Origin of the sequence: Pseudomonas sp. TMP9 (assembly GCF_037943105.1) — a bacterium.
Lineage (GTDB): Bacteria > Pseudomonadota > Gammaproteobacteria > Pseudomonadales > Pseudomonadaceae > Aquipseudomonas.
The window spans coordinates 3,637,454-3,657,620 of sequence record NZ_CP149803.1; the positions used below are offsets into that span (position 1 = coordinate 3,637,454).

Here is a 20,167-nt window from a genome sequence, read left to right on the forward strand (position 1 = left end):
CGCATCGGAGTCATGACTCGGTTATGATCGGCGCACGACAGCTTGTAGTGGTCTTGTAGTTATACTACATGACCGCCACCGCCGCACTGCTATACCGAGTCGGAGTTCCCACCTTGAGCATTCCCTGCGACATGCTGGTGTTTGGCGGCACCGGTGACCTGGCCCTGCATAAACTGCTACCAGCGCTCTATCACCTGCACCGCGCGGGTCGCCTGCACGACGATATGCGCATTCTTGCGCTTGCGCGCAGCGCCAACAGCCGCAGCGCCTATCAAGCCTTGGCTGAACGCCACTGCCGCGCCCAAGTGGCGCGAACAAATTTCGATAACGACAGCTGGGTGACTTTTGCTGCGCGCCTCGACTACTTCGCCATGGACGCCAGTCAAAGCGCCGACTTTGGCCGCTTGGGCAAGCGCTTAGGCGAGGATCACGCGCGGGTGCGGATTTACTACCTGGCCACCGCGCCGGACCTGTTTGAAGACATCGCCTCGCACCTGAAGATCGCCAGCTTAGCCGGCCCCAAGGCGCGCATCGTGCTGGAAAAGCCGATTGGTCACTCACTGGAGTCGGCGCAGGCAATCAACGCCGCCATCGGCGCGGTGTTCGATGAGTCGCGGGTGTTCCGCATTGATCACTACCTGGGCAAGGAGACGGTGCAAAACCTCATGGCCTTGCGCTTCGCTAACGCATTGTTTGAACCCGTATGGCGCGCCGGGCATATCGACCATGTGCAGATCAGCGTGTGCGAAACCCTCGGTGTGGAAAACCGCGGCGCCTACTACGAAAAAGCCGGCGCCATGCGCGACATGATCCAGAACCACCTGCTGCAGTTGCTCTGCCTGGTGGCCATGGAAGTGCCGGTGCGTTTCGACGCTGAATCGGTACGCAACGAGAAGGTGAAAATCCTCGAAGCACTGAAGCCCATCAGCGGCCTCGATGTGCAGGACAAGACCGTGCGCGGCCAGTACACCGCCGGTAAAATCGGCGGCCAAGAAGTCCCCGCCTATTACTTCGAAAAGAACGTCGACAACGACAGCGACACCGAAACCTTTGTCGCCGTGCAAGCCGAGATCGACAACTGGCGCTGGGCTGGCGTGCCGTTCTACCTGCGTACCGGCAAACGCCTGGGGCACAAAACCTCGGAAATTCTTATCCAGTTCAAGCCGGTGCCGCACCAGCTGTTTGGCGGCGGCGAAGCCAATCGCCTGCTGATCCGCCTGCAACCAGAAGAGCGCATCAGCCTGCAGCTGATGGGCAAAAGCCCAGGCAAGGGCATGCACCTGCAGCCGGTAGAACTGGACCTCAACCTCGCCGATGCCTTCCACAAGCAACGCCGCTGGGACGCTTACGAGCGCTTGCTGCTCGATGTGATCGAGGGCGACTCCACCCTGTTTATGCGCCGCGATGAAGTCGAGGCCGCTTGGAATTGGGTCGACCCAATCATCAAAGGCTGGCACCAACACTACCAAAGCCCACGTCCTTATCCGGCTGGCAGCGATGGCCCCGAGCAAGCCAGCAACTTGCTCGAACGCCATGAGCGGCAGTGGATGGAATAGCTGCAGGTTGAGTACCGCGATAGCCATCGCCGACCGTCATGGTCATTGCCGTAATGGGTTACGCCTCTGCACTACAAACGACCCAGGCTGAGCTGACTAACGCGGCACGGACGCCACCGGCAACTCTCGGCGGAAGTACAGCAGTACCACCGGCAATGCCAGCACGCCCAAAGCGCCAGCGGCCACAAACAACACTTCATAGCCCAGCCACGTGGCCAGCAACCCGCTGGTGGCGCCCACTAAACCGGCGAGTAATAACTGCACGCTGGCCTGCAGGGTGAAGTCTGCGCCTTCATGCTCAGGCCGGCAGCGGCTCATCATCACTGCAAACAACGCCACCGTGGACATTCCATCGGCGGCTTGCTCAAACAATGCCACGGCGTAAACCAGCAGGCTGTTGCTACCGGCACTCACCAGCAACGCCATGGCTGCAATCCCGCCAGCCTGCAGCAGGCCGAAACCCATCAGCGCGTGCAGTGCGCCAATGCGCGCATACAGCAGACCACCAATAACCGCGCCAGCAATTCCGGCCAGGCTACTGATCAACGTCAGTTGGCCCAGCTCAGTATTGCTCCAACCTTGATCAACCAACATCGGCTTGATCATCGGTGAACCTAGCGCATCACCCAGCTTGAAGCTGACCAACACCGCCAGCCACACGAGCATGCCGGGCTGCATCAGCAGGCCGCGGTAATGGCGCCATAATAATCCGGGGCCTGCCGGCTCTGCCTGCGCCGGCTGAAATGGCAGCTCGCGCTTTTCAGCAAAGCGCCAAATCGGCACGGTCATCAGCACCAGCAATGCCGCCACCAGCGCAAGGCCAAGGCTCCAGCCCAACGTGTCCATCATCAGCAATAAGCCACTGCCGCTGACCAGCATGCCGATCTTGTAACCACCCACTTGCAGGCTGTTGCCCAGCCCACGCCAACGCTCTGGCAACAGCCGCACGGCGAGGCCATCGGTGGCGATATCCTGAGTAGAGGCTGCCAGATTGACCAGCAGCAAAAGGCCAACCAGCAGCAGGAACTGGCTGTCGAACAGCCGCGCAGGCTCCATCAGCGCCAAGCCCGTAATCACCGCAATAACGCCTAACTGCAACGGCAGAATCCAGCCGCGCCGGTGCCCCAAGCGTGGTGATGCGAGCCGATCCACCCACGGCGCCCACAACACCTTGAGCAACCAAGGCAACGCCAACAACTTGAGCAAACCGATCAGCGCCAGATCAACCCCCTGCTGACGCAACAACACCGGTAGCGAATGGGCGATCAGCCCAGAGGGTAAGCCTTGAGCGCAATACAGCGAGGCCAGCAGCACAAGGGTGGCATTAGCAGGGCGTCGGTCGGGCTGCAGCATCAGCAATTCTCAACTCACAGGGCGCGCAATAATTGCGAGCCTCACTTTATGCAAAAAACATTAACTGTTCACGCCGGGATATTTTCAGAACTCCACCGGTTCCCCTGAGAAAAATCGGCATAGGTAGCAGTATCGAGGGTATGCATCGAAACATCGGAGAGCCCGGTAAAGAGTCATACCGCTTAGGCGTTTCAGTTCAAGCACAAAAAAGCCCCGCCAGCGTGATGCTGTGCGGGGCTTTTCTATTATTGCTGTCACGCTGCTGTCACGGGCGCTGTCTGTACCGCGTAAAATTAGCGTAAGTCATTGTTTTATATGGTGCACCAGACGGGCCTCTAACCAGAAACGCAAGCTATTGATTTATATTGATATAAATTCTTCTAAATTTCCTAGGCATACAGACTGGCATACAGAATGCGAGCTGCTAAATGATCCTTTTGGCCATCAGATATGGTCAGCTTCATTGTAAGCAAGTGCCGAGACTCACCTGATTAATTTTTTTGACGAGGGCATCCTTCCGCTATTAGGTGGGCTAACTCGTCATATGAAAGGCCTGCGTGGATGCAGCGCTGGATTTCAGCTCTAAGCCAGTCGACACCTGACAACGGCTTCGACCAGTCGCTTTCATCAGAAAAATCGGGGAAGAATAAAAAGTCGATTTCCTCCTCTTGCGCCTTACTTAGACCGGTTTTCGAGCTGCTGCACTCGGCCAGGTACTTTCCAAGTTCCACAAGGTCGGCGGGCAAATTGGAAAGCACGCAGGGGATCAACAACTCTTTGGGGAAACCAAGGCTTTCGGTAACCACATGTGGATTCTGCCCTAGTCCAGGCTCTGCAGCGAGCCGGACAGCGATATGACCACCCTCACTGTGTGGTATCAAAATTAAGCGCTGCTGCGTGAATCCCTCTGTCTCGTCGATATACGTCCTCGTAGATTTTTTTTGGGGAGCCGCCACCAGCGCTGCTAGCACCGTAGTCAGATTTTCAAGGCCTCCCCTTAGCAGCCATGAATGCACTATATCTTTACGCAGCTCAGCACCTTGGATTCCCAGGTGATAAAGCAGCTTCACTATGCGCGGCTCAGATATCACTTGAGATTTTCCGCGCAGCCATACAGATAGGTTGGGGGCTCGTATACCTGTGGCATTACTAATGCTGGTTAACGTTTCGCTGCGCAGCTGGATCAGTGCTGACGCGAGGCTAACCGCCTGCTGCGGAGTGCTTGAGGACATCGCGATTACCGAGAAATGACTGTAAATAACTATAACAAGTTTGGGGAGGCACAGAAACCTTGCACTGTCATAGATTATAGTAATGAATCCTGCGAGGTGACTACTATGCGTCTGCCAATCGGCTCGTCTAAAGAATTCCGTCCGTTTACACATCCTCGACCGATGACTCGTGCACGGTATGAGCGCCTGGTGCTCACATTGCGAGCAAACCATCCATGGATGAACAATTACCTTCTAAGCCCTGCACCAGGACACCTGATTGCAACCGAGCAGTTCTTGCGGCAGGTCGAAACGGTAATTCCCCTTGAAGACATGGCTGATCTTGCCTTTCTATCGATTACAACGGCCTGTAACGTTCTAACGATTAACATGGAATTGCACACGGTGAGCAAGGCGCGATCAGCGGCTTTAGAGGCAGTAAAAACGTCGTGTGTACTTAACGCGAGAAACGTTTGCAGCGTCTGTGGCGTTAAACGGCAAACGGATGATGCAAATCGCCTATGGGATGGGCGTTGCAGTGTTCATCACAAAAGGGACGGGGTTTTTGCTGAAGAGCTCAGGCGCAATCTTAATAGGGAGTCGGTTCAACTAGAGCCAAAAAAGACTTCGGTACAGTCTGATCAGCCAGAAAAATCTGCGGAGACCCACGATGAGTCGCCCGCGGTATTTACACCTTATGTAATGTTCTGAATCGCCCCGGGTTTTCTAGACACCGGCCAGCCTCTGGAAATATCGCTTTTCAAACTCTACCGGTGACAGCTGATCATTGAAACCATGACGCCGTTTCGGGTTGTAAAACATCTCGATGTAGTCGAACACGTCACTGCGTGCTTCCTGCCGAGAACCATAGACTTTCCGCTTGATTCGTTCTCGTTTCAGTAACTGGAAAAAGCTCTCAGCCACAGCGTTGTCATGACAGTTACCGCGCCTGCTCATGCTTCCTAGCAAGTTGTTGGCCTTCAGGAAGCTTTGCCAGTCTGAGCTGCTGTACTGGCTCCCCTGATCTGAGTGAATCATGACTTCCTGCTTCGGCTTACGTCGCCAGACCGCCATCAGTAACGCATCTATTGCCAAGTCGCTGGTCATGTTCGGTTTCATTGACCAGCCAATGACCTGACGCGAAAACAGATCGAGCACCACTGCCAAGTACAGCCAGCCCTCGTAAGTTCGGATGTACGTAATGTCGGTCACCCATACTTTATTGGGCTCTGTGACATTGAAGCGACGTTCCAAATAGTTTGGAGAGGCAACTGGCGGCTTACCACCGTAACGTCCCGGGCGTCGTCGATAGCCCGTCTGCGAACGCAGCCCCTCTTTACGCATCAGTCGAGCAACACGATGCCGACCGCAGACCTCTCCAAGCTCGCGCAGGTCGTCATGAATTTTACGGTAGCCGTAGACGCCGCCGCTCTCTAACCAAGAGTGCTTTATCAAGCCAAGCAGTCGCAGGTCATCCTTAGCGCGCGCCGACTTGGGCTCAGCCCGCCATGCGTAGTAACCGCTGACGTGTACTTTCAACGTCAGGCACAGACGGCGAATCGAGTAACTCGCTGACATCTGATTAATGAAGGCGTACTTCAGCCGCACTCCTTGGCAAAGTACGCGGCGGCCTTTTTTAGGATGTCTCGCTCTTCAGTTACACGCTTGAGTTCGGCGCGCAGGCGCCGTAACTCAGCGTGCTGATCATCCTCTTGCAGGCGTTGCTCCGCAGGCTTGCTGTAGCGCTTCACCCAGGCATACAGGCTGTGTGTCGACATGCCCAGACGAGCGGACACCTCAGCGACCGGCAGGCCCCGTTCGGTAACCTGCCTAGCTGCTTCAATTTTGAACTCTTCGGAAAAACGCGGGTTGCTCATGGCACCTCCTGATGGGCCTTATTATGAGGCGTGGAGGTGTCTACGAAACTAGGGGCGATTCAAACTGCCATTCACACTTATCGATATGGCGTGCGCGCAATCAGGCGCGGCATTAGCGGGGAGTGAAAGTTTTTGGGGCAATAGCCAGCCTGGTCAACTTTTTAATTTGCTGGCAAGTCAGCAAAATGCAAATCCGATGGTCATGCTGGATGAGTTGGATAAAGCAGGTGGTGACGAACGCTTTGATCCATTAGCTGCACTTCATACGCTTCTGGAGCCTGCTGCTGCCCGAAATTTTGTGGATCTTTCAGTACGTGATCTGGCTATTAACGCAAGTCACGTTAATTGGCTGGCCACGGCAAATGATCTTGAGCGTTTGTCGAAACCGATTCTGTCACGTTTCTCAGTGCTCCACATTCCTGCACCTAGTGCTGATCAGGTCAGCATCATCGTAAGAAACCTATATAACCAGACTCGTGACGAGTCATCTTGGGGGCAACACTTCGCTGACACCTTGTGCGACGAAGTAGTTGAGCGCATGTCGACTCTTGCCCCTCGAAAAATTCGCATTACTTTACAGCGTGCCTTCGGCGCCGCTGCACGCTCAGGAAGGTCCTGTATCCAGCCTGAAGACCTAAAAATTCAAACTCCCGAAAAACCTAAAGTCTTTGGCTTCATTGCTAGTCCATGATCATGCAGAGGAAGCAATTACGTTCGAAAAGATTGGATTCGTGCGCTGCTGATCCGGTGGCTTTCCACGTTGCGTAGCTGGACCAGTCAATTCTAAGCGACGGCTATTCGCTCACGACTAGCAGTAGACACTTGATTAAAGGCGTGTCGCGGCCAGTAGGTTGTTGCGCAAAAGGACATATAGCGGTGGGCAATAACATCCTGATCGTTGATCTAGAGAGCACGTGCGAAAAAGGGCAGGTGCCAGGCGACGGCTATCACAACCAAATCATTGAAATCGGCGCAGTGTGGGTGTCGCCCAACGGCCAAGTGTTAGACCAGTTCGAGCAGTTAGTTCAGGCAAACCTGCCGATCAGTGGGTATTGCACAGAGCTAACCACGATCACTCAGTCGGAGTCCGACGGAGGCGCTACTTTCGCAGAGGCCTGCGAGGCTCTCGCCGAGTTTGCGGGTCGTTACCCAAGTAACACTTGGGGTAGCTGGGGGGGTTCAGACCTCAGGGCGCTTGCATTCGACTGCGCCTACCACGGCATTAAAAGCCCCATAGACGGCTGGGTGCATCGTAATCTGAAAGCTGAGTTCGCAAAGCAGCGAAAAATTAAACAGGTCGGCATGGCTCGTGCGCTAAAAATCATGGGGATTGTGCTGGAGGGAGCGCATCACCGTGCGCTGCCAGATGTAATGAATATCGCCAAACTCCTTGCCGCAACGCAAAAGTGAGCGTCAAACACTGACTCAGAAGTTACATGATTCTGTTCCTCGATTTCGACGGCGTACCTCGCCTCGACGAAGCTTTTCGCACCAAGCGGGAGTAAACCTGCGTCCGCCAGGCGAGCTGTTCGTTTATGCGGTCAACTTTGAAGCGCTACTGGTCGATAAACCATGAAAATTAGGTTGTGAAATAGCTAAGGCTGTCGTGAATGAAATACTCCTGAGGCAGCGCGGCCCCATAGCGCCTAAGCAACGCCCAGCACTCTGATATCTCAGCATTTGTCGTGCGATCCAGAGTGGCTTTAGTTTGAATCAACTGCTTCTGATAACGTTCGTGATTGAGTGCATCCTGAAAGCTCGGAATAAGCACAGACTCTTCAGGCCAGATGAGCCCGGCAAAGTGCGGTAATCCCAGCGCTATCAATAGTCCAGCAGGGTCAAAATCCACAAAAGCTATTACAGGCACCGCAAGCGCCTCCAGCAACCTTGATGTCGAGTCTTGCTGGTATACCGGGCTCCCTCGGAACAGAACCAGCGGGTTATCGCCAGCGCGAGACAGGTCAAGCGTTACACGGTGAATAGCCTCGAAGGCTTCCCAGTTCTCAACAAGCAAGACTGATTCGTGAGCGCACAGCTCTACTACTTGCGCCCACGCAACATCAAGGTTGGCGCCAGCGGGCAGGATGATTGCCTCGCCGCCGATCAGCAGCGGTCGCCCAGGTAAGCTCTTGACTGCAACCCTGGCCGTTCGCACAGGAGCATCCGTAATTTTCTCGTTCTGGGCATACTTCAACGCCTCGGCGCGAGAAATCGAGTTCAAATCAACGCCATTTATCATCTCGGCATCTATCCCTTCAGCTTTCAGGATGGCGTCAACCCTCCCCTTATCCTGCGCTGAGATGATCATGGCGGCCCCGGAAGGCCGACCAATGTTGTATTCCTCACAGAAGCGCTTCAGGCCTTTTGATGGTGACTGGAAGCGCTCATCGCTGCTGGTGCAAATACGCACCAGCGTTTGAATTAGGCTTTTGTCCACAGATGCACGTCCTTGATCGTGATATTCCCTGACAGGCTATAAGCGGCTGGGCCTTCTTCCCTGCGGACTTGCAGCCGTTTAGCGCCACGCACAATCTTGGATTGCGCAGCATCGAGCAGATAGATCAACCAACCGGCGTCTTCGATGGCAGAGAACTCGGCGTGCTGGCGCTTCCATGCCAGTGCCGACATTGGAGTGCCTGATGCCATGGCTACGCGATAGAAGCGTTCGAATGCTGCCCTAGCCGGTGGAACCTCAAGATGAACCTCTTTTGCTGGGCCGTCAGGCTGAAGGGTGCCAGCGGTGCGCCCGCTTGGGGTGGCGATTGGCGTGCTTGCAGGTATTGAAAGCGCTATATCCACCAGCGCAGCTCTTGTTTGCGGGCAAGACAGGTCTGGTAGCGACTTGATGCGCGACCCCGGTATCCGCAGAGCCCATTCAGGAAGCACCCGAAGCCCCTCTTCATCAGGCGGTGTCCAGTCTGGGTTAGAGCGCATGAAGTAGGCGAATGTGCGTATCCGCCCCGCTGCGGCATCGATGTCGCGAAAGCTAAACAGGAACTTCTTGAGGATGTCGGTTACTTCAAGACAGGTTGAGCGCCAGCCGGTTACCAACGCCAGCACCTGTTGCTGATAGGACGTGTGTAGAGAGGTCAGCATGGGGCTGTCATCTAGCAGGCCGGTAATAGCATCACCAGCAAGCGTTTCGATGACCGATTGCACCCTCTCTGTACGGGTCAAGTAAAATTCGTTCTGGCGCTGCTTCTCGGCGACTGTCCTGACATCGGCAAATTTGTTTTCAGCGACGGCACGCAAGCCAAGCAAGTCGTTTGATAGCTGTTCAGCCAGCTCAAAAACAGCCTCATCAAAATCCGTTTCGTACTCATCGATCTCGGCAATACGTCCTTCCGAGCTGGCGTTAGTGAATCCCTCGATCAGGATTTTAAGCCGGTCGATCTGATCCGTATAATTTGCGCCAATTTCATAGCGCCGCTGACGCTGGGAATAGTCATCTAGATGGCGTTTAAGGCTGGTGTTTAGCCGGAACTCGCCATGGATTTTCGGCTTTAACACCCTGGCATTCTGAAGACGCTGTATTGCCGCCTTGTTATCGTCCGTGCGCAGCACGCCGCCATTGCAATATGCCTCCGCAATCAAAGCACGGTTCGAGCTGAGCAGGCCGATGTAGCCGGCGATGTCATCTGCGGCACTCATAACAGGCTGGGCTCACTGACTGGCACGCCATCATCTATTGCTGCGACTGAATCATGCTCCATCAGGAAGTCGATAGTTTCCCTGAACAGCTCGATCTTGCCGGTGACCTGATACAGCTCCCGCTCTGGGTTGCTCAGATACAAATACCCATGGGAAACGAAGTGCTTGAGAATCTTCGTCAGCCTTGCTCGGTCAGTACCGTCATTGGACGGTGAAAGCATGGTGGCAAGAGTCTGCAACTCATTGCGGAAGCTGGGGCTGGCGTCGATGGCTGCCATCAACTTGCTGGCTTCAATTACGGAGCCTGGCATCAGGTAGTCATCGTTGCGCATGGCGCGCATCAGTAAGTCCATGAAGTAAACCAGCGGCCGATCAACCTGTTTGATTTCTTTGAAGACCTCCTTCGCCACCTTACGTGTCTCTGTGGATCCAGCCATACAGGCGGCATAGAAGGCGCTACGTCTTTGCGTTTGCGCCAGCTTTAGATTAATTCGCTGAAGGTGGGCGCTGACATCCTGTGCGTTGGCAGGATCGCTCAGGAAAGTATGTCCATCAGGATTGGATATGGCGCAGATAACCTCACCTGCTAATAGGCCGCGCACAACCTCACTGAACATGGGCGAATTCCTTCCTGAGGGCTGCTGGTTCCGTATACAGCCTGTCATCGTCAATGATCACCGAAGACAATCGACGGTCTGGCTCAACTGTGTAGCGGTGCGCGAAGAGCGACAGCGTGTCGGGGTCTGGATCAGGGAATGCACTGACAAGGGTGATGTTGTTGCGCTTCAGCAGTGCCAGCAGTTGAAACACATTACCTGCAGATAAATCCTTCAATTCATCCAGCGCCCAGGTGATATTCAAGGTATTGGAATCGCCTCGAATACGGTTAATGAAGCCGATGAAGATGGTTGTCAGAACCAAGTACGAAAGCCCATTAGACGATACCTCTTTGAGGTCGGATGCCTTCTTGAAGAACCGCCTGTTGCCGTTCTCTACAACCTCCCCTTGTATTCGGATCAAGCTATTGAAGTCGGCACGGATGCCTGTTTTAACATCCCAGAAGCCCAGCAGCCGTTCGACATTTTGCGCGAACTCAGCGGATGGAAGTTCGGATGAATCACCAAGGGATAGTGCCTCGCGAGACTGGAACATCTCTTCAACAACACTCCAGTATTCTTTCTCTGCGATTGTCGAGATGATTTCAACGCCGACATGAGAAATGCTTTCAAACGCAAGGCTGCGGTCGAGGCCAGTTTGCAGCTCACGGTTGAACTGATTCACACGCCGATGGAAGCTGGACATCTTGGCGTGGAAACCCTTTATCTCGCCAGCAATCATTGATGATTCGGATATCAGTAGACGCCGATATTCAGTGTGGGCTCCCGCGTACCATGCAGATAATGGCGCCACCCATTCCCTGCATGGCCTTGGGTAGTCGGTTGGTATGGCTTGCTCGATGTACTGTTTGGGTGCCCGACCCTTGAAACCCTCGTAAACCTCTCTTACGCCGCGCGCCACTGCGGCTTCTAGGTCGATTTCTTTATGAAGCTGCCTATTGGCTTGCGCGTTAAGCATGTCGAGCGTCCACGCGGGATCATAAGCAGGCGTTAGAGCGCTTGGGCGGTTCTCTAAATCGCTTATGCGGCGTCCAGCAGTCTCTACGGCGCCATTCAGCGCTTTCAGCTCTTTCTCTCGCTTGGTGATGCTGACACCAAGTTCGGTTGAGCGAATATCCCAAGCCTCTTTCTCATCCTGAAGCTTGGCAGCAATTTCGGTTTGCAAGACGCGCAGGCGCTCACCTTCGCGAACATGCTCTTTATGTTTAGGCCATTCATCGCGGCACCAGTGCCGCCAATAACCAACATCTCTAGCCCAAGTTTCAGCATTACGAATAGCCGTTTTGGCGGTTTCAATCTGGGCCTCGATCGCAGCAAGCGCTGAAGTATCCACACCTTGCGCGCTCAGTAGCTGATCCCGGTCACTGTCATATCCGGCGAACTTGGCCTGAAGCGAGTTTTCAACAAGTGTAAGGCCGTTCAAAATCGATTTAACATCGTGGCTGCATTCAGCCTTCAGAGCATCCTTTTTGGCAGAAAAATCAGCAATAATGGATTTTCGCTCTCGCTCTGTGTCGCCTTTATGCTGAATCAGAGCAGCAGTAGCATCGCTGCGGGCCTGCCTCGCTACACGCAGATGCTCTTTTGCGCTGTCATGTGCCTCGGTTTTGCTTTTGGCAACAAGAGCGCCTGCGGCCTGCCTGTCAGCATCGGCGGCAGTAACAGTCAAACCAAGCGTTTGCACATGACGCTTCTGCTTGTCCCTTGCTGTTTCAGCTTCTTTGAGTGCATCACCGATGCGCTTCAGTTCAATTACGGCAAGCCTGTGCGTCTCGGTAGCAGCGCCGGCAGCTGCCTGCGCTCGCTCTAAGGCCTGTTGAGCCACCGTCACGTCTGCTGATGGGTGAGCTTCCAAATAATCGAGGTTGAGAGACAGCCCGTACACACCATTGACGTAATCGGAGACGGATGGGGCCAGATCGGTTCGCTCAAGGATGTCACCGCGAATGACTTTAGCGATTGACGATGACCATGCTGCCGGGCATTCGTCCCGCAAAAACCGTAACAAAGTTCCATCGCCAGGATTGAGCTGGCGCTTGCAGTCCTCCATGTAGGCGTTCGCCTCGATAACCGCCCGATCAAGAACACCAATCTTGCGCTCCTGATCACTGAAGTGAGTCCGGACTGTGAGATAGCTTTTTTCAAGCGCCGTGAGTGTTTCCTGTCCTAATCGGACTGTCTCGCGGGCGACTTCCAGTGCTTCTCGCTTCTGTTCAAGAAGCTCAACCAGCTCGGGATCAGCCTGCGGACTTTTCTCTGCAACCTCGCGCCGGGCAAACTCTTCGATTGCGGACTGTAGGCGCTCGTCCAGCACCATTCGCTTAACATCCGCCTCAGCGCGCGCGGCGTCATCCGCCTGCATCTGGGCTTCGTTAATGCGTTCAATGGCCTTATCGCAAGCCGCAAGCAGTTCTTTCTCGCGGGTCATGGCAACTTCTTTTGCGATATTGAACTCGGCCTGATCTTCGTTCTTCAGCCGGTCATAACGCTCAGTGACCTCCCTAGACTCGCCAATAAGAATTCCGTGACGCTCTTTCAAGCTGTCTAGATTTGATTTCTGGTCTTGGAGCCCATCTACGCATCGTGCTTTGTCTTGTATTTCAGAAGACTCGTAGTCAATAAAGCGCTTATTAAGTTGTGCCGCTGCGGCTTCAGCTGCGCTGGCAGCCTGGTTCGCATCACCGTGCTTGTCGCGCAAGTTGGTTCGGGCCTGATCGTATTGATCTCGCTCGTTATGGAGGGTTTTCGTCAGGTGAACTAGCGCAGCATTGGCTTCTACCACCTTCCCCTCAAGATGATTTTTCAAACTGGCATATTTTGCGCGAATCTCTGCAAGCGCATCGTCAATAGCCATAAGGTCTGATTCGGATTCTTCAACGGCAGCCATTCGAGGCTCCAGCTTCATTACCGCAACATAAGCGTTGTAATCACTAGTCCATCCTTCGATCTTGCTCCGATCCTGTGAGATCGAGATGCTGCCAGCCCCGCTATCGAAGCCAGCGTGCCCATCGGAAACACAATTGACGACCATGCTCTGAAGGTCTGAAAAGTTGGTTTCTCTGCGGAACATGCCTGTGACAATCTTTTCGATCTGCCGCAAGGGCTGTTGCGAAAAGGAGTAGTCCTGCACCAACTGCTTGATCTCGCGCTGGCGCTGCCGGTCAGAAGTAGGGAATACCGCGCCCTGGATGATTGCGCGATATTCAGAAATCGTTTCAATTTGGCGATCTGCAAAAATAACGCCGGAAAGCTTGAGGTGGGCCTTCAGGTTCTGTGCTGTCACAAGATCGGTGTCGGACGTTTTGAACATCGACTCATTAAAGCCTCCCCGTACAAACCTGTAGCTCAGTTTCTCCCCGCTCCCCGTTGAGTAACAGACCACAAGTCGCAGCGATCCATCAGCTCGGGAATACTCGAAACAGATGTAAGAGGTCGTCCTTGGCAGGTAGTAATCGATAAAGCTGTCTTTACCTGCGTTCACCTTCACGATTTCACTTGGGCTTTCCCCGTAGAACAACGGCAGGAGCTGCAAGTACGAGGTTTTGCCACGGCCATTGATCCCGGTCAGCACTGCGCCACCGTCAAGGCGCATTTCGACGATCCGGCCGGGGCTCAGTGAGTCCACGAGGATAAGCCGAAGCAGTCTCGAGCCTAGGCCCGAGACGCTGCCAGTTTGCATAGTGCCCGTCGTGGAATCTGTCATAAATATCCCTATCTGAATGGTGGCGCGCAGCTACTGCTGAGGCATGCCTAATTATCAATACTTGATCATCCGAGGCTCGGATGAAATCACAGTCCATGCACTGCCAGTGCCGCGCCTACAGGTTACCGACGTTTAGTTTTTAAGGCAGGGGACTCATTTGCAAAAAGATGCTTCGGGTCTCGCACCTCTCCGCGCAGTGCACGGTCCGCCTCTACTGCCAGCAAAGTGGTTCGCCCAGCGTGCCCATTTCGCGCCGAACCGTACCGGCTTTTGCTTGCACGACTGACATGGCCTAGCGCTAGAGAGATTGAGTCAGGATCGGCTTTTTGCGCTTTCAAATCCCCCGCAAATGCATGCCGCAGGCTGTATGCACTAACGCCTTGAAACCCCAGTTTCTGAGCGGCTGCAGCAATAGCTTTTTGAAGGCCAAGGCCCTGTTTGGGCGCCACTGAAATTTGCCCGCCTTTACTCACAACCGCTTGGCGAAGTTTTTCGGCAATTCCGCCTCGGAGGGTTAGGCGCCGCCACGCTTGGCCTGCATCAGTGTTATCGCTAACTTTGGCCCCCTGAATTAATATCTCCAGGCTACTGTCCGGCAGAGCTCGTAGCTCAACCGGCTTTCCTAGCTCCTCTGGCCTGGCGCCGGTAAGCACCATTATTGCGCAATGCAGTTGATGTTTAGATGCAATGGCCTCTAATAACTGGTTGCGCCAATTGCTGGGCAATCCGGCTAGCGAACGCCGTTTAGCCTTTGAGTTTTCACGTTGCTTTTGGGGGAGATTGTATTGCTCCTGACTCAGCAGTTGAGCTGCATAGTTTCTAGCCAGCACTCGTGCGGCTGCGCGATCCTCGGCTGTGGGGGCGTACTCTGATTCGCGTAATGCCTCGGACAACCAATAAGCCATCGACACGCGCCAGGCAGCCCTCAATGTAGCTGGGTTGCGTAACTGTCGAGCCGTCGCGTAATCATGCCAGTGAGCACCATCTAGGCGCAGCATAATGCGTCGATATTCAGCCTTGGTGGAGTCAGCTAGACCGCTATATCGGTCTAAAATCGGATTGGCGATTGCTCGGAGTTCACCTCTGTCTGACGGCGCAACGGGGGTCGCAGAGTTCTTTGTTGAGCTGTCTACATTTTTAGCTGGTCGCCTCATAAATCCTCCTGATTACCCCGATTGCGTCTCTTTCTACGCTGCGCTCCGCCAGCCGCAATTGCCGCACAAATATTGCTTGCCCTCCCATTTTTGGCCGCCATTCTGGCCGCCAAAAATGGGTAAATAATTCTCGGGTTAGCACGCGCCCTATTCGATTTGTCTGACATTAAACAAGGCGCTCTGCTATGCGTTCGTATATATAAAAGAGGCGGTTGCAGGAGCTGAGTGCAACACGGTTAATGAATTGAAGTCGGAGCATCATGCCGCATTGTCATGGCTGCTTGCATCACCTCGCCCATAACTTCGATGGGGCACTTGAAGTCGAAGCGCTTACGCGGCCGCATGTTCAGTTGCAGAGCGATGGCATCCAACTCTGCCTGGCTGTGTACCGACAGGTCTGTGCCTTTGGGCAGGTACTGGCGGATCAGGCCATTGATGTTTTCGTTGCTACCTCGCTGCCAAGGGCTATGAGGGTCACAGAAGAAGATCGCTACACCCGTTTTCTGGGTGATCTCAGCGTGCCGCGCCATCTCCCGTCCTTGGTCGTAGGTCATGCTCTTGCGCATCGCAAACGGCATGCCATTGAGCGCTGCACTGAAGCCCTCCATCGCCGAGGTCGCCGTCGCGTCGTTCATCTTCACCAGCATCAAGTAACCACTGGTGCGCTCCACCAACGTGCCTACAGATGAGGCGTTGGCTTTACCCTTGATCAAGTCGCCTTCCCAATGCCCCGGCATAAGCCGGTCTTCGATTTCAGGGGGGCGCACGTGAATGCTGACCATTTCAGGGATCTGGCCGCGCCGATCCACGCCGCCAGAGCGCGGTCTGCGCGTCGTCTTGCTTTGGCGCAAGCAGATGATCAACTCCTTACGCAGCTCGCCGACCGGCAGGGCATAAATCGCGTTATAGATCGTCTCGCGACAGACGTAGGCCTCTCTGAGGCTGGGAATATTCATGCTGCGCAGCTTGCCGGCAATCTGCTCGGGAGACAAACGCTCACGCAGCATATGGGTCACCAACGCGAAGCGCTCGCTACCCGGCAACAGCTTTCGCATCGGTCGACACACCTGCCGGCGGGCTTGCATCTGCTGTTGTGCCACCCGGGCCGAGTAGCCGCCACAGGCACCTTGATTACGCCGCAACTCCCGGCTGATGGTCGAAGGGGATCGAGTGATCAAGCAGGCAATCTCGCGCAGGCTGAAGCCCTGGGCACGACCGATTTGAATGGTGGCGCGCTCTTCAACGCTGAGTTCGGTATAAGACATAGGGGCAGCACCGTACCGGAAAGGTCAGGTGTTGCACTCAGATTTTGCGGCCGCCAGATTTATTAATTCGAGGTAATAGTTGGCTCAAAATGCTTGCTGTCTTCTGCGTGCCTACAGGCAGCATGCACCAAAAATATATTATTAATCAAATTATTTACTTCGTGAGCAATATGACAGGTTGATTGCTTAAAAAATAGGATGGATGGCGCTGCAGGCCTCGTATGCTTTGGTAGTTGCGATAGCACAACATATGCGTGAAATAACTTTATTCTTATGCAATTGCGATAGCACAACATATAAAGTTCTTAATTAAAGAGAGATAAAAATAAAATTTGCTTATGCTGTTTGTTTGAGCTTTTAATTTGTTTGCGCGCAGCAATCCAGATCAACCAAATTCAATAAAATAGGCTCTACATGAACTCAAACTTACAGATTATTCGCATAGCGGATGTCCAGCGGATAACAACCCTACGGCGCTCGACCATATATAAAAAACTACACACCGACTCCACGTTTCCACGGCCAATTCAGCTGAGTGACAGCACCGCCCGAGGAGCGCCCATCGGGTTCGTTCTCGGCGAGGTTCTTCTGTGGATCGAATCCAGAATCTCTAAACGTGAGGGCAAATAAAATGCGCCGAGTTAGCCAGGACATGAGCGATTTTCACTCCGCACTACAGTCGGTATTTGGCCGTCTCGATTGGTGGCCCATAGCTGATGGCGGCATCCAAAGGTTTCACGCTCCCGGCGACAGGCCGGGGTCTAAAAACGGTTGGTATTTAGTTTTCAGTGGCGATATTTCGGCAGGGTGTTTTGGCAGTTGGAAAACCGGTGTGACCACGTACTGGAGTAGCAGAACGACGGGCGTCCCCCTTGAGCACGCTTTGATGCGCGAGCGTATCGATCAGGCCCGTCGGAAGGGGGAGACTGAGCGGCTGCAGCGCCAGGCGAGTGTTGCCGCATCTGCGCGTCAGTTATGGGATGCAGCTGTTAGCGCTGACCCACATCATCCGTACCTGCTTGAAAAGCAATGCCCTCCAACTGGGCTGCGGCAATGTGAAAATTGGTTGCTAGTGCCGCTGTTTCTCGGAGGTGAAATCGTCAGCATGCAGCGCATAGGGCCTAATGGTAAAAAACTTTTTTTAGCGGGCGGTAGGACCACGGGGGCAGCGGCAATGCTGGGCACAATTAATGCTGGAGAACCACTGTATATCTGTGAGGGCTGGGCGACAGGCAGCACTATCCATGCGGCAACTGGCGCTGCTGTAGCCTGCGCGATGAGTGCCAACAACCTGCTTGAGGTTGGCACGCATTTACGTAACCAGCATCCGAATAGCATCCTGATTGTAGCCGGCGACGACGATCGCCAGACCGAGGGAAATCCGGGCCGTAGATTGGCTCAAATCGCGGCCCAGAAACTCGGTTGCGGTTTGGTTTTTCCGCCCTGGCCGGTGGATGCACCGCTTCATCTGACCGATTTTAATGATCTGCGCCAGTGGCAGGAGGCCGGCATATGACCGGGGCCCAGGACAATAGTGACGTGCTCGAGCCTAGTGGCGGAACTGACAGAACCCACGGAACTGGCAGCTTTCATGGGTCCTACGCCGGTTCCGTAACCGAAGTCGGTGACGGAACCGACGGAACCGACGGAACCGCATCGAGTGAACAGTTAACTCTCATCCCAGCGGCGGCGCACCCAGAGCCGAGGCGGCCAGGATTCCAGGCTTACGATCATCCTGCGAGGTGTCCAACGAGAACCTATTTGCCTGGGGTTTGGTGGCTTGAATCGCGTGATAGTAAAGATGGTTCAGTGCCACGCGATCGTTGGATCTGCTCGCCGTTGCATGTCGATGCTATCACCAGTTGCAACAATGGCGAGTTCGGCCGTCTCCTGCGTTTTCGTAATAGTTTGGGCCGTTGGCGAGATTGGGCGATGCCGATGCGAATGCTCAAGGGCAGCGGTGAGGAGTTGCGCGGTGAATTGCTGAACTTGGGGCTAGAAATTGATCTCAACTCATTTCGATTGCTGAACCAATATATTCAGAGCCAGCGTCCGAGGCGTGAGGTAATTTCGGCGGCCGCCACAGGCTGGCAGTCTCCCGAGCTGTTTGTAATGCCCAACCTCAATATCGGAAAAGGCGATGCCATTTACCAAAGCGAAACCGCAAATCTGGAGGAATACCGCCAGTCCGGAACGCTGGAGGGTTGGCAAGCAGAAATAGGTGCCCGCTGCGCAGGCAACCCCATTCTGATGCTCGGTGTATGCGCCGGGCTGGCTGGGCCGCTGCTTTATCACCTGAATCGGCAGAGCGGCGGGTTTCATATAGTCGGTGACAGTTCGACCGGAAAAAGCAGCTCTATCCAGGCCGCCGCCTCAGTGTGGGGCAATGGCGAGCAGTTTAAACGGTCGTGGCGATCAACCGGCAATGGTCTGGAAGGCATTGCTGAACAGCGTAATGACACCCTGCTGGCATTGGACGAAATCGGTGAGGCTGATCCGGCCGAAATCGGAGCCGTTGTCTATGCAATCGCTAATGGCGTGGGCAGACAACGTGCTGACCGAACGGGGGCAGCTCGTGCGACGAGGCGATGGCGGACGGTTGTCTTTTCTTCGGGCGAGCTCGGTTTATCCGCGCATATGGCCGAGGGTGGTAAAACCAGTCGTGCAGGCCAGGAAATCCGCTTACTGGATATACCAGCACAACGCACATTCGGCGCGTGGGATGAGCTGCATGGCATGTCTGGAGGTCGGGAATTTTCCGATGCCCTGCAGAAAGCCAGCGTGACTCATTACGGTCACGCTGGCCCATTGTTCATTCGCCGATTGTTGGAGTCCGGCGAGGTAGAAGGTCTGTCCGCAATGTCCGCGGCGTTGGTTGCGCAGTATCCCCATAACAGCGGTCAAGAGGGTCGAGCGGCTGAGCGCTTTGCTCTGCTGGGACTGGCCGGAGAACTGGCCATCAAGTGGGGTATTTTGCCTGTCCCCACCGGCACAGCTCAGGCAGCAATGCTGGAGCTATTCGAGTCCTGGCGCATCGGGCGAGGACATGGCCAGAGCGAGGACGTCACGATCCTTCGCAGTCTGAGTGATTTCCTGAGCCGTCATGGGGATGCGTTGTTTTCCGCATTAAGAAGTGATGCTGTGGTGAAAGATCGCGTGGGTTGGTGGAGGGATGATGGCGACACGCGCACCTGGTTGTTCACTGCTGAAGGCTTGCGTCGTGCAGTGCAGGGCTATGAGATGACGCGCATTCTCACCGCGCTAGAAACGGCCGGCTGGATTGCCGCAAGGAGCTACAAAGAGCGCGCAAAAAAGGTCAAGGTCGCAGGCCGATCAATCTGGCTGTACCACCTGATCCTTAAAGAGGAAGGACAATCGAGTAATGCGAGTTCATGATTGCCCTCTGGTTCCGCCGGTTCCGTCAGCATCGCAACTCACGGAACCGTTACAAACCAAGGCATTGCCGATGGTTCCGCCGGTTCTGCCGGTGCCGTCCGGGTGTCTATTTTAAATGTTGCTGATTGAGGGAGCGTGGTTAGCAGAATCGAGATTCCGGCCAACTCCCCCCCAGAAGATCTGCCGATACAACGAGCACTGGCAAGCCACATGATGCTTAGACGGTATCGATATTTGTGCCCTGGCCGTGTGGGGACATATACAACTGATACAGCTGGCACTGAACCCCGCTATTGCCCCTCGTCACCGCGACAGAGGGGCCTCCTGCTCAATGATCTCCAGTACACTTGCACCCATCTATATCCTGCCACCAGAGCAGGCTAC

Annotated in this window: 16 protein-coding genes; 7 read left to right on the forward strand and 9 right to left on the reverse strand. The window is 54.6% G+C overall.

Translation table 11 applies throughout. From position 1 onward, the window contains the following. Window positions 1–68: 68 nt before the first annotated feature. Window positions 69–1,556 (forward strand): glucose-6-phosphate dehydrogenase, encoded by a 1,488-nt coding sequence (gene zwf, locus WF513_RS17080; protein WP_339080606.1) that lies wholly within the window; start codon window positions 69–71, stop codon window positions 1,554–1,556. Window positions 1,557–1,652: 96 nt separating this feature from the next. Here the strand turns inward: zwf and WF513_RS17085 are convergent, their stop codons facing one another. Both WF513_RS17085 and WF513_RS17090 read right to left on the reverse strand, forming a co-directional pair. Continuing rightward, a complete protein-coding gene (locus WF513_RS17085; RefSeq protein ID WP_339080607.1) occupies window positions 1,653–2,909 on the reverse strand; it encodes an MFS transporter in 1,257 nt (418 codons plus the stop codon). 491 nt (window positions 2,910–3,400) lie between these two features. Next, window positions 3,401–4,141: a hypothetical protein gene (locus WF513_RS17090; protein WP_339080608.1), complete on the reverse strand. Its 741-nt coding sequence runs from the start codon at window positions 4,139–4,141 to the stop codon at window positions 3,401–3,403. 105 nt (window positions 4,142–4,246) lie between these two features. On the opposite strand from WF513_RS17090, the gene WF513_RS17095 reads away from it, so the two are divergent. Beyond that, window positions 4,247–4,831 carry a hypothetical protein gene (locus WF513_RS17095; RefSeq protein WP_339080609.1) on the forward strand — a complete coding sequence of 195 codons (585 nt, stop codon included), beginning with the start codon at window positions 4,247–4,249 and terminating at the stop codon, window positions 4,829–4,831. Between the two features lie 15 nt (window positions 4,832–4,846). Here WF513_RS17095 and WF513_RS17100 read toward each other — a convergent pair. After that, window positions 4,847–5,997, reverse strand: a protein-coding gene (locus WF513_RS17100; RefSeq protein ID WP_339080610.1) for an IS3 family transposase whose coding sequence is annotated in 2 segments (ribosomal slippage) — window positions 4,847–5,751 and window positions 5,751–5,997 — 1,152 coding nt in all. Because the reading frame shifts where the segments join, the coding sequence is not laid out codon by codon here. An 85-nt stretch (window positions 5,998–6,082) separates the two neighbouring features. Here WF513_RS17100 and WF513_RS17105 point away from each other — a divergent pair. Then, window positions 6,083–6,688 carry an AAA family ATPase gene (locus tag WF513_RS17105; RefSeq protein ID WP_339080611.1) on the forward strand — a complete coding sequence of 202 codons (606 nt, stop codon included), beginning with the start codon at window positions 6,083–6,085 and terminating at the stop codon, window positions 6,686–6,688. Window positions 6,689–6,873: 185 nt separating this feature from the next. Beyond that, complete coding sequence (locus WF513_RS17110; protein WP_339080612.1) at window positions 6,874–7,407, forward strand: 3'-5' exonuclease; 534 nt, start codon at window positions 6,874–6,876, stop codon at window positions 7,405–7,407. 169 nt (window positions 7,408–7,576) lie between these two features. Here WF513_RS17110 and WF513_RS17115 read toward each other — a convergent pair whose 3' ends face one another. The 6 genes from WF513_RS17115 to WF513_RS17140 all read right to left on the reverse strand — a co-directional run bounded on the left by WF513_RS17115 (window position 7,577) and on the right by WF513_RS17140 (window position 16,387). Continuing rightward, complete coding sequence (locus tag WF513_RS17115) at window positions 7,577–8,434, reverse strand: hypothetical protein (protein ID WP_339080613.1); 858 nt, start codon at window positions 8,432–8,434, stop codon at window positions 7,577–7,579. After that, entirely contained in the window at window positions 8,419–9,648 is a 1,230-nt protein-coding gene (locus WF513_RS17120; protein WP_339080614.1) for a hypothetical protein, read from the reverse strand. Before WF513_RS17120 ends, WF513_RS17115 begins: the two co-directional genes overlap by 16 nt. Further along, window positions 9,645–10,265 carry a hypothetical protein gene (locus tag WF513_RS17125; RefSeq protein ID WP_339080615.1) on the reverse strand — a complete coding sequence of 207 codons (621 nt, stop codon included), beginning with the start codon at window positions 10,263–10,265 and terminating at the stop codon, window positions 9,645–9,647. Before WF513_RS17125 ends, WF513_RS17120 begins: the two co-directional genes overlap by 4 nt. After that, the gene (locus WF513_RS17130) at window positions 10,255–13,857 is read right to left on the reverse strand and encodes an ATP-binding protein (RefSeq protein ID WP_339080616.1); all 3,603 of its coding nucleotides are present in this window, start codon (window positions 13,855–13,857) and stop codon (window positions 10,255–10,257) included. The genes WF513_RS17125 and WF513_RS17130 overlap by 11 nt, the downstream gene beginning before the upstream one ends. Window positions 13,858–14,090: 233 nt before the next feature. Continuing rightward, entirely contained in the window at window positions 14,091–14,873 is a 783-nt protein-coding gene (locus WF513_RS17135) for a hypothetical protein (RefSeq protein ID WP_339080617.1), read from the reverse strand. Window positions 14,874–15,358: 485 nt separating this feature from the next. Then, window positions 15,359–16,387 carry an IS30 family transposase gene (locus tag WF513_RS17140; RefSeq protein WP_339080618.1) on the reverse strand — a complete coding sequence of 343 codons (1,029 nt, stop codon included), beginning with the start codon at window positions 16,385–16,387 and terminating at the stop codon, window positions 15,359–15,361. Between the two features lie 414 nt (window positions 16,388–16,801). Between WF513_RS17140 and WF513_RS17145 the strand changes: the two genes are divergently transcribed. The 3 genes from WF513_RS17145 to WF513_RS17155 all read left to right on the forward strand — a co-directional run bounded on the left by WF513_RS17145 (window position 16,802) and on the right by WF513_RS17155 (window position 19,783). Beyond that, the gene (locus WF513_RS17145; protein ID WP_339080619.1) at window positions 16,802–17,017 is read left to right on the forward strand and encodes an AlpA family phage regulatory protein; all 216 of its coding nucleotides are present in this window, start codon (window positions 16,802–16,804) and stop codon (window positions 17,015–17,017) included. 22 nt (window positions 17,018–17,039) lie between these two features. Beyond that, window positions 17,040–17,903 (forward strand): toprim domain-containing protein, encoded by an 864-nt coding sequence (locus WF513_RS17150; RefSeq protein ID WP_339080620.1) that lies wholly within the window; start codon window positions 17,040–17,042, stop codon window positions 17,901–17,903. A 293-nt stretch (window positions 17,904–18,196) separates the two neighbouring features. Beyond that, window positions 18,197–19,783, forward strand: a complete 1,587-nt coding sequence (locus tag WF513_RS17155; RefSeq protein ID WP_339080621.1) for a DUF927 domain-containing protein — start codon at window positions 18,197–18,199, stop codon at window positions 19,781–19,783. The last annotated feature ends 384 nt before the right edge of the window (window positions 19,784–20,167 follow it).

Excerpts from the sequence above, each read along its gene's own strand:
- WF513_RS17150 (WP_339080620.1), top strand. The coding sequence starts at position 17,040 with ATGAGCGATTTTCACTCCGCACTACAGTCGGTATTTGGCCGTCTCGAT.
- WF513_RS17145 (WP_339080619.1), top strand. The coding sequence starts at position 16,802 with ATGAACTCAAACTTACAGATTATTCGCATAGCGGATGTCCAGCGGATA.
- WF513_RS17085 (WP_339080607.1), bottom strand. The coding sequence starts at position 2,909 with ATGCTGCAGCCCGACCGACGCCCTGCTAATGCCACCCTTGTGCTGCTG.
- WF513_RS17120 (WP_339080614.1), bottom strand. The coding sequence starts at position 9,648 with ATGAGTGCCGCAGATGACATCGCCGGCTACATCGGCCTGCTCAGCTCG.
- WF513_RS17130 (WP_339080616.1), bottom strand. The coding sequence starts at position 13,857 with ATGCGCCTTGACGGTGGCGCAGTGCTGACCGGGATCAATGGCCGTGGC.
- WF513_RS17105 (WP_339080611.1), top strand. The coding sequence starts at position 6,083 with ATGGCGTGCGCGCAATCAGGCGCGGCATTAGCGGGGAGTGAAAGTTTT.
- WF513_RS17140 (WP_339080618.1), bottom strand. The coding sequence starts at position 16,387 with ATGTCTTATACCGAACTCAGCGTTGAAGAGCGCGCCACCATTCAAATC.
- WF513_RS17135 (WP_339080617.1), bottom strand. The coding sequence starts at position 14,873 with ATGGCTTATTGGTTGTCCGAGGCATTACGCGAATCAGAGTACGCCCCC.
- WF513_RS17125 (WP_339080615.1), bottom strand. The coding sequence starts at position 10,265 with ATGTTCAGTGAGGTTGTGCGCGGCCTATTAGCAGGTGAGGTTATCTGC.
- WF513_RS17095 (WP_339080609.1), top strand. The coding sequence starts at position 4,247 with ATGCGTCTGCCAATCGGCTCGTCTAAAGAATTCCGTCCGTTTACACAT.
- WF513_RS17090 (WP_339080608.1), bottom strand. The coding sequence starts at position 4,141 with ATGTCCTCAAGCACTCCGCAGCAGGCGGTTAGCCTCGCGTCAGCACTG.
- zwf (WP_339080606.1), top strand. The coding sequence starts at position 69 with ATGACCGCCACCGCCGCACTGCTATACCGAGTCGGAGTTCCCACCTTG.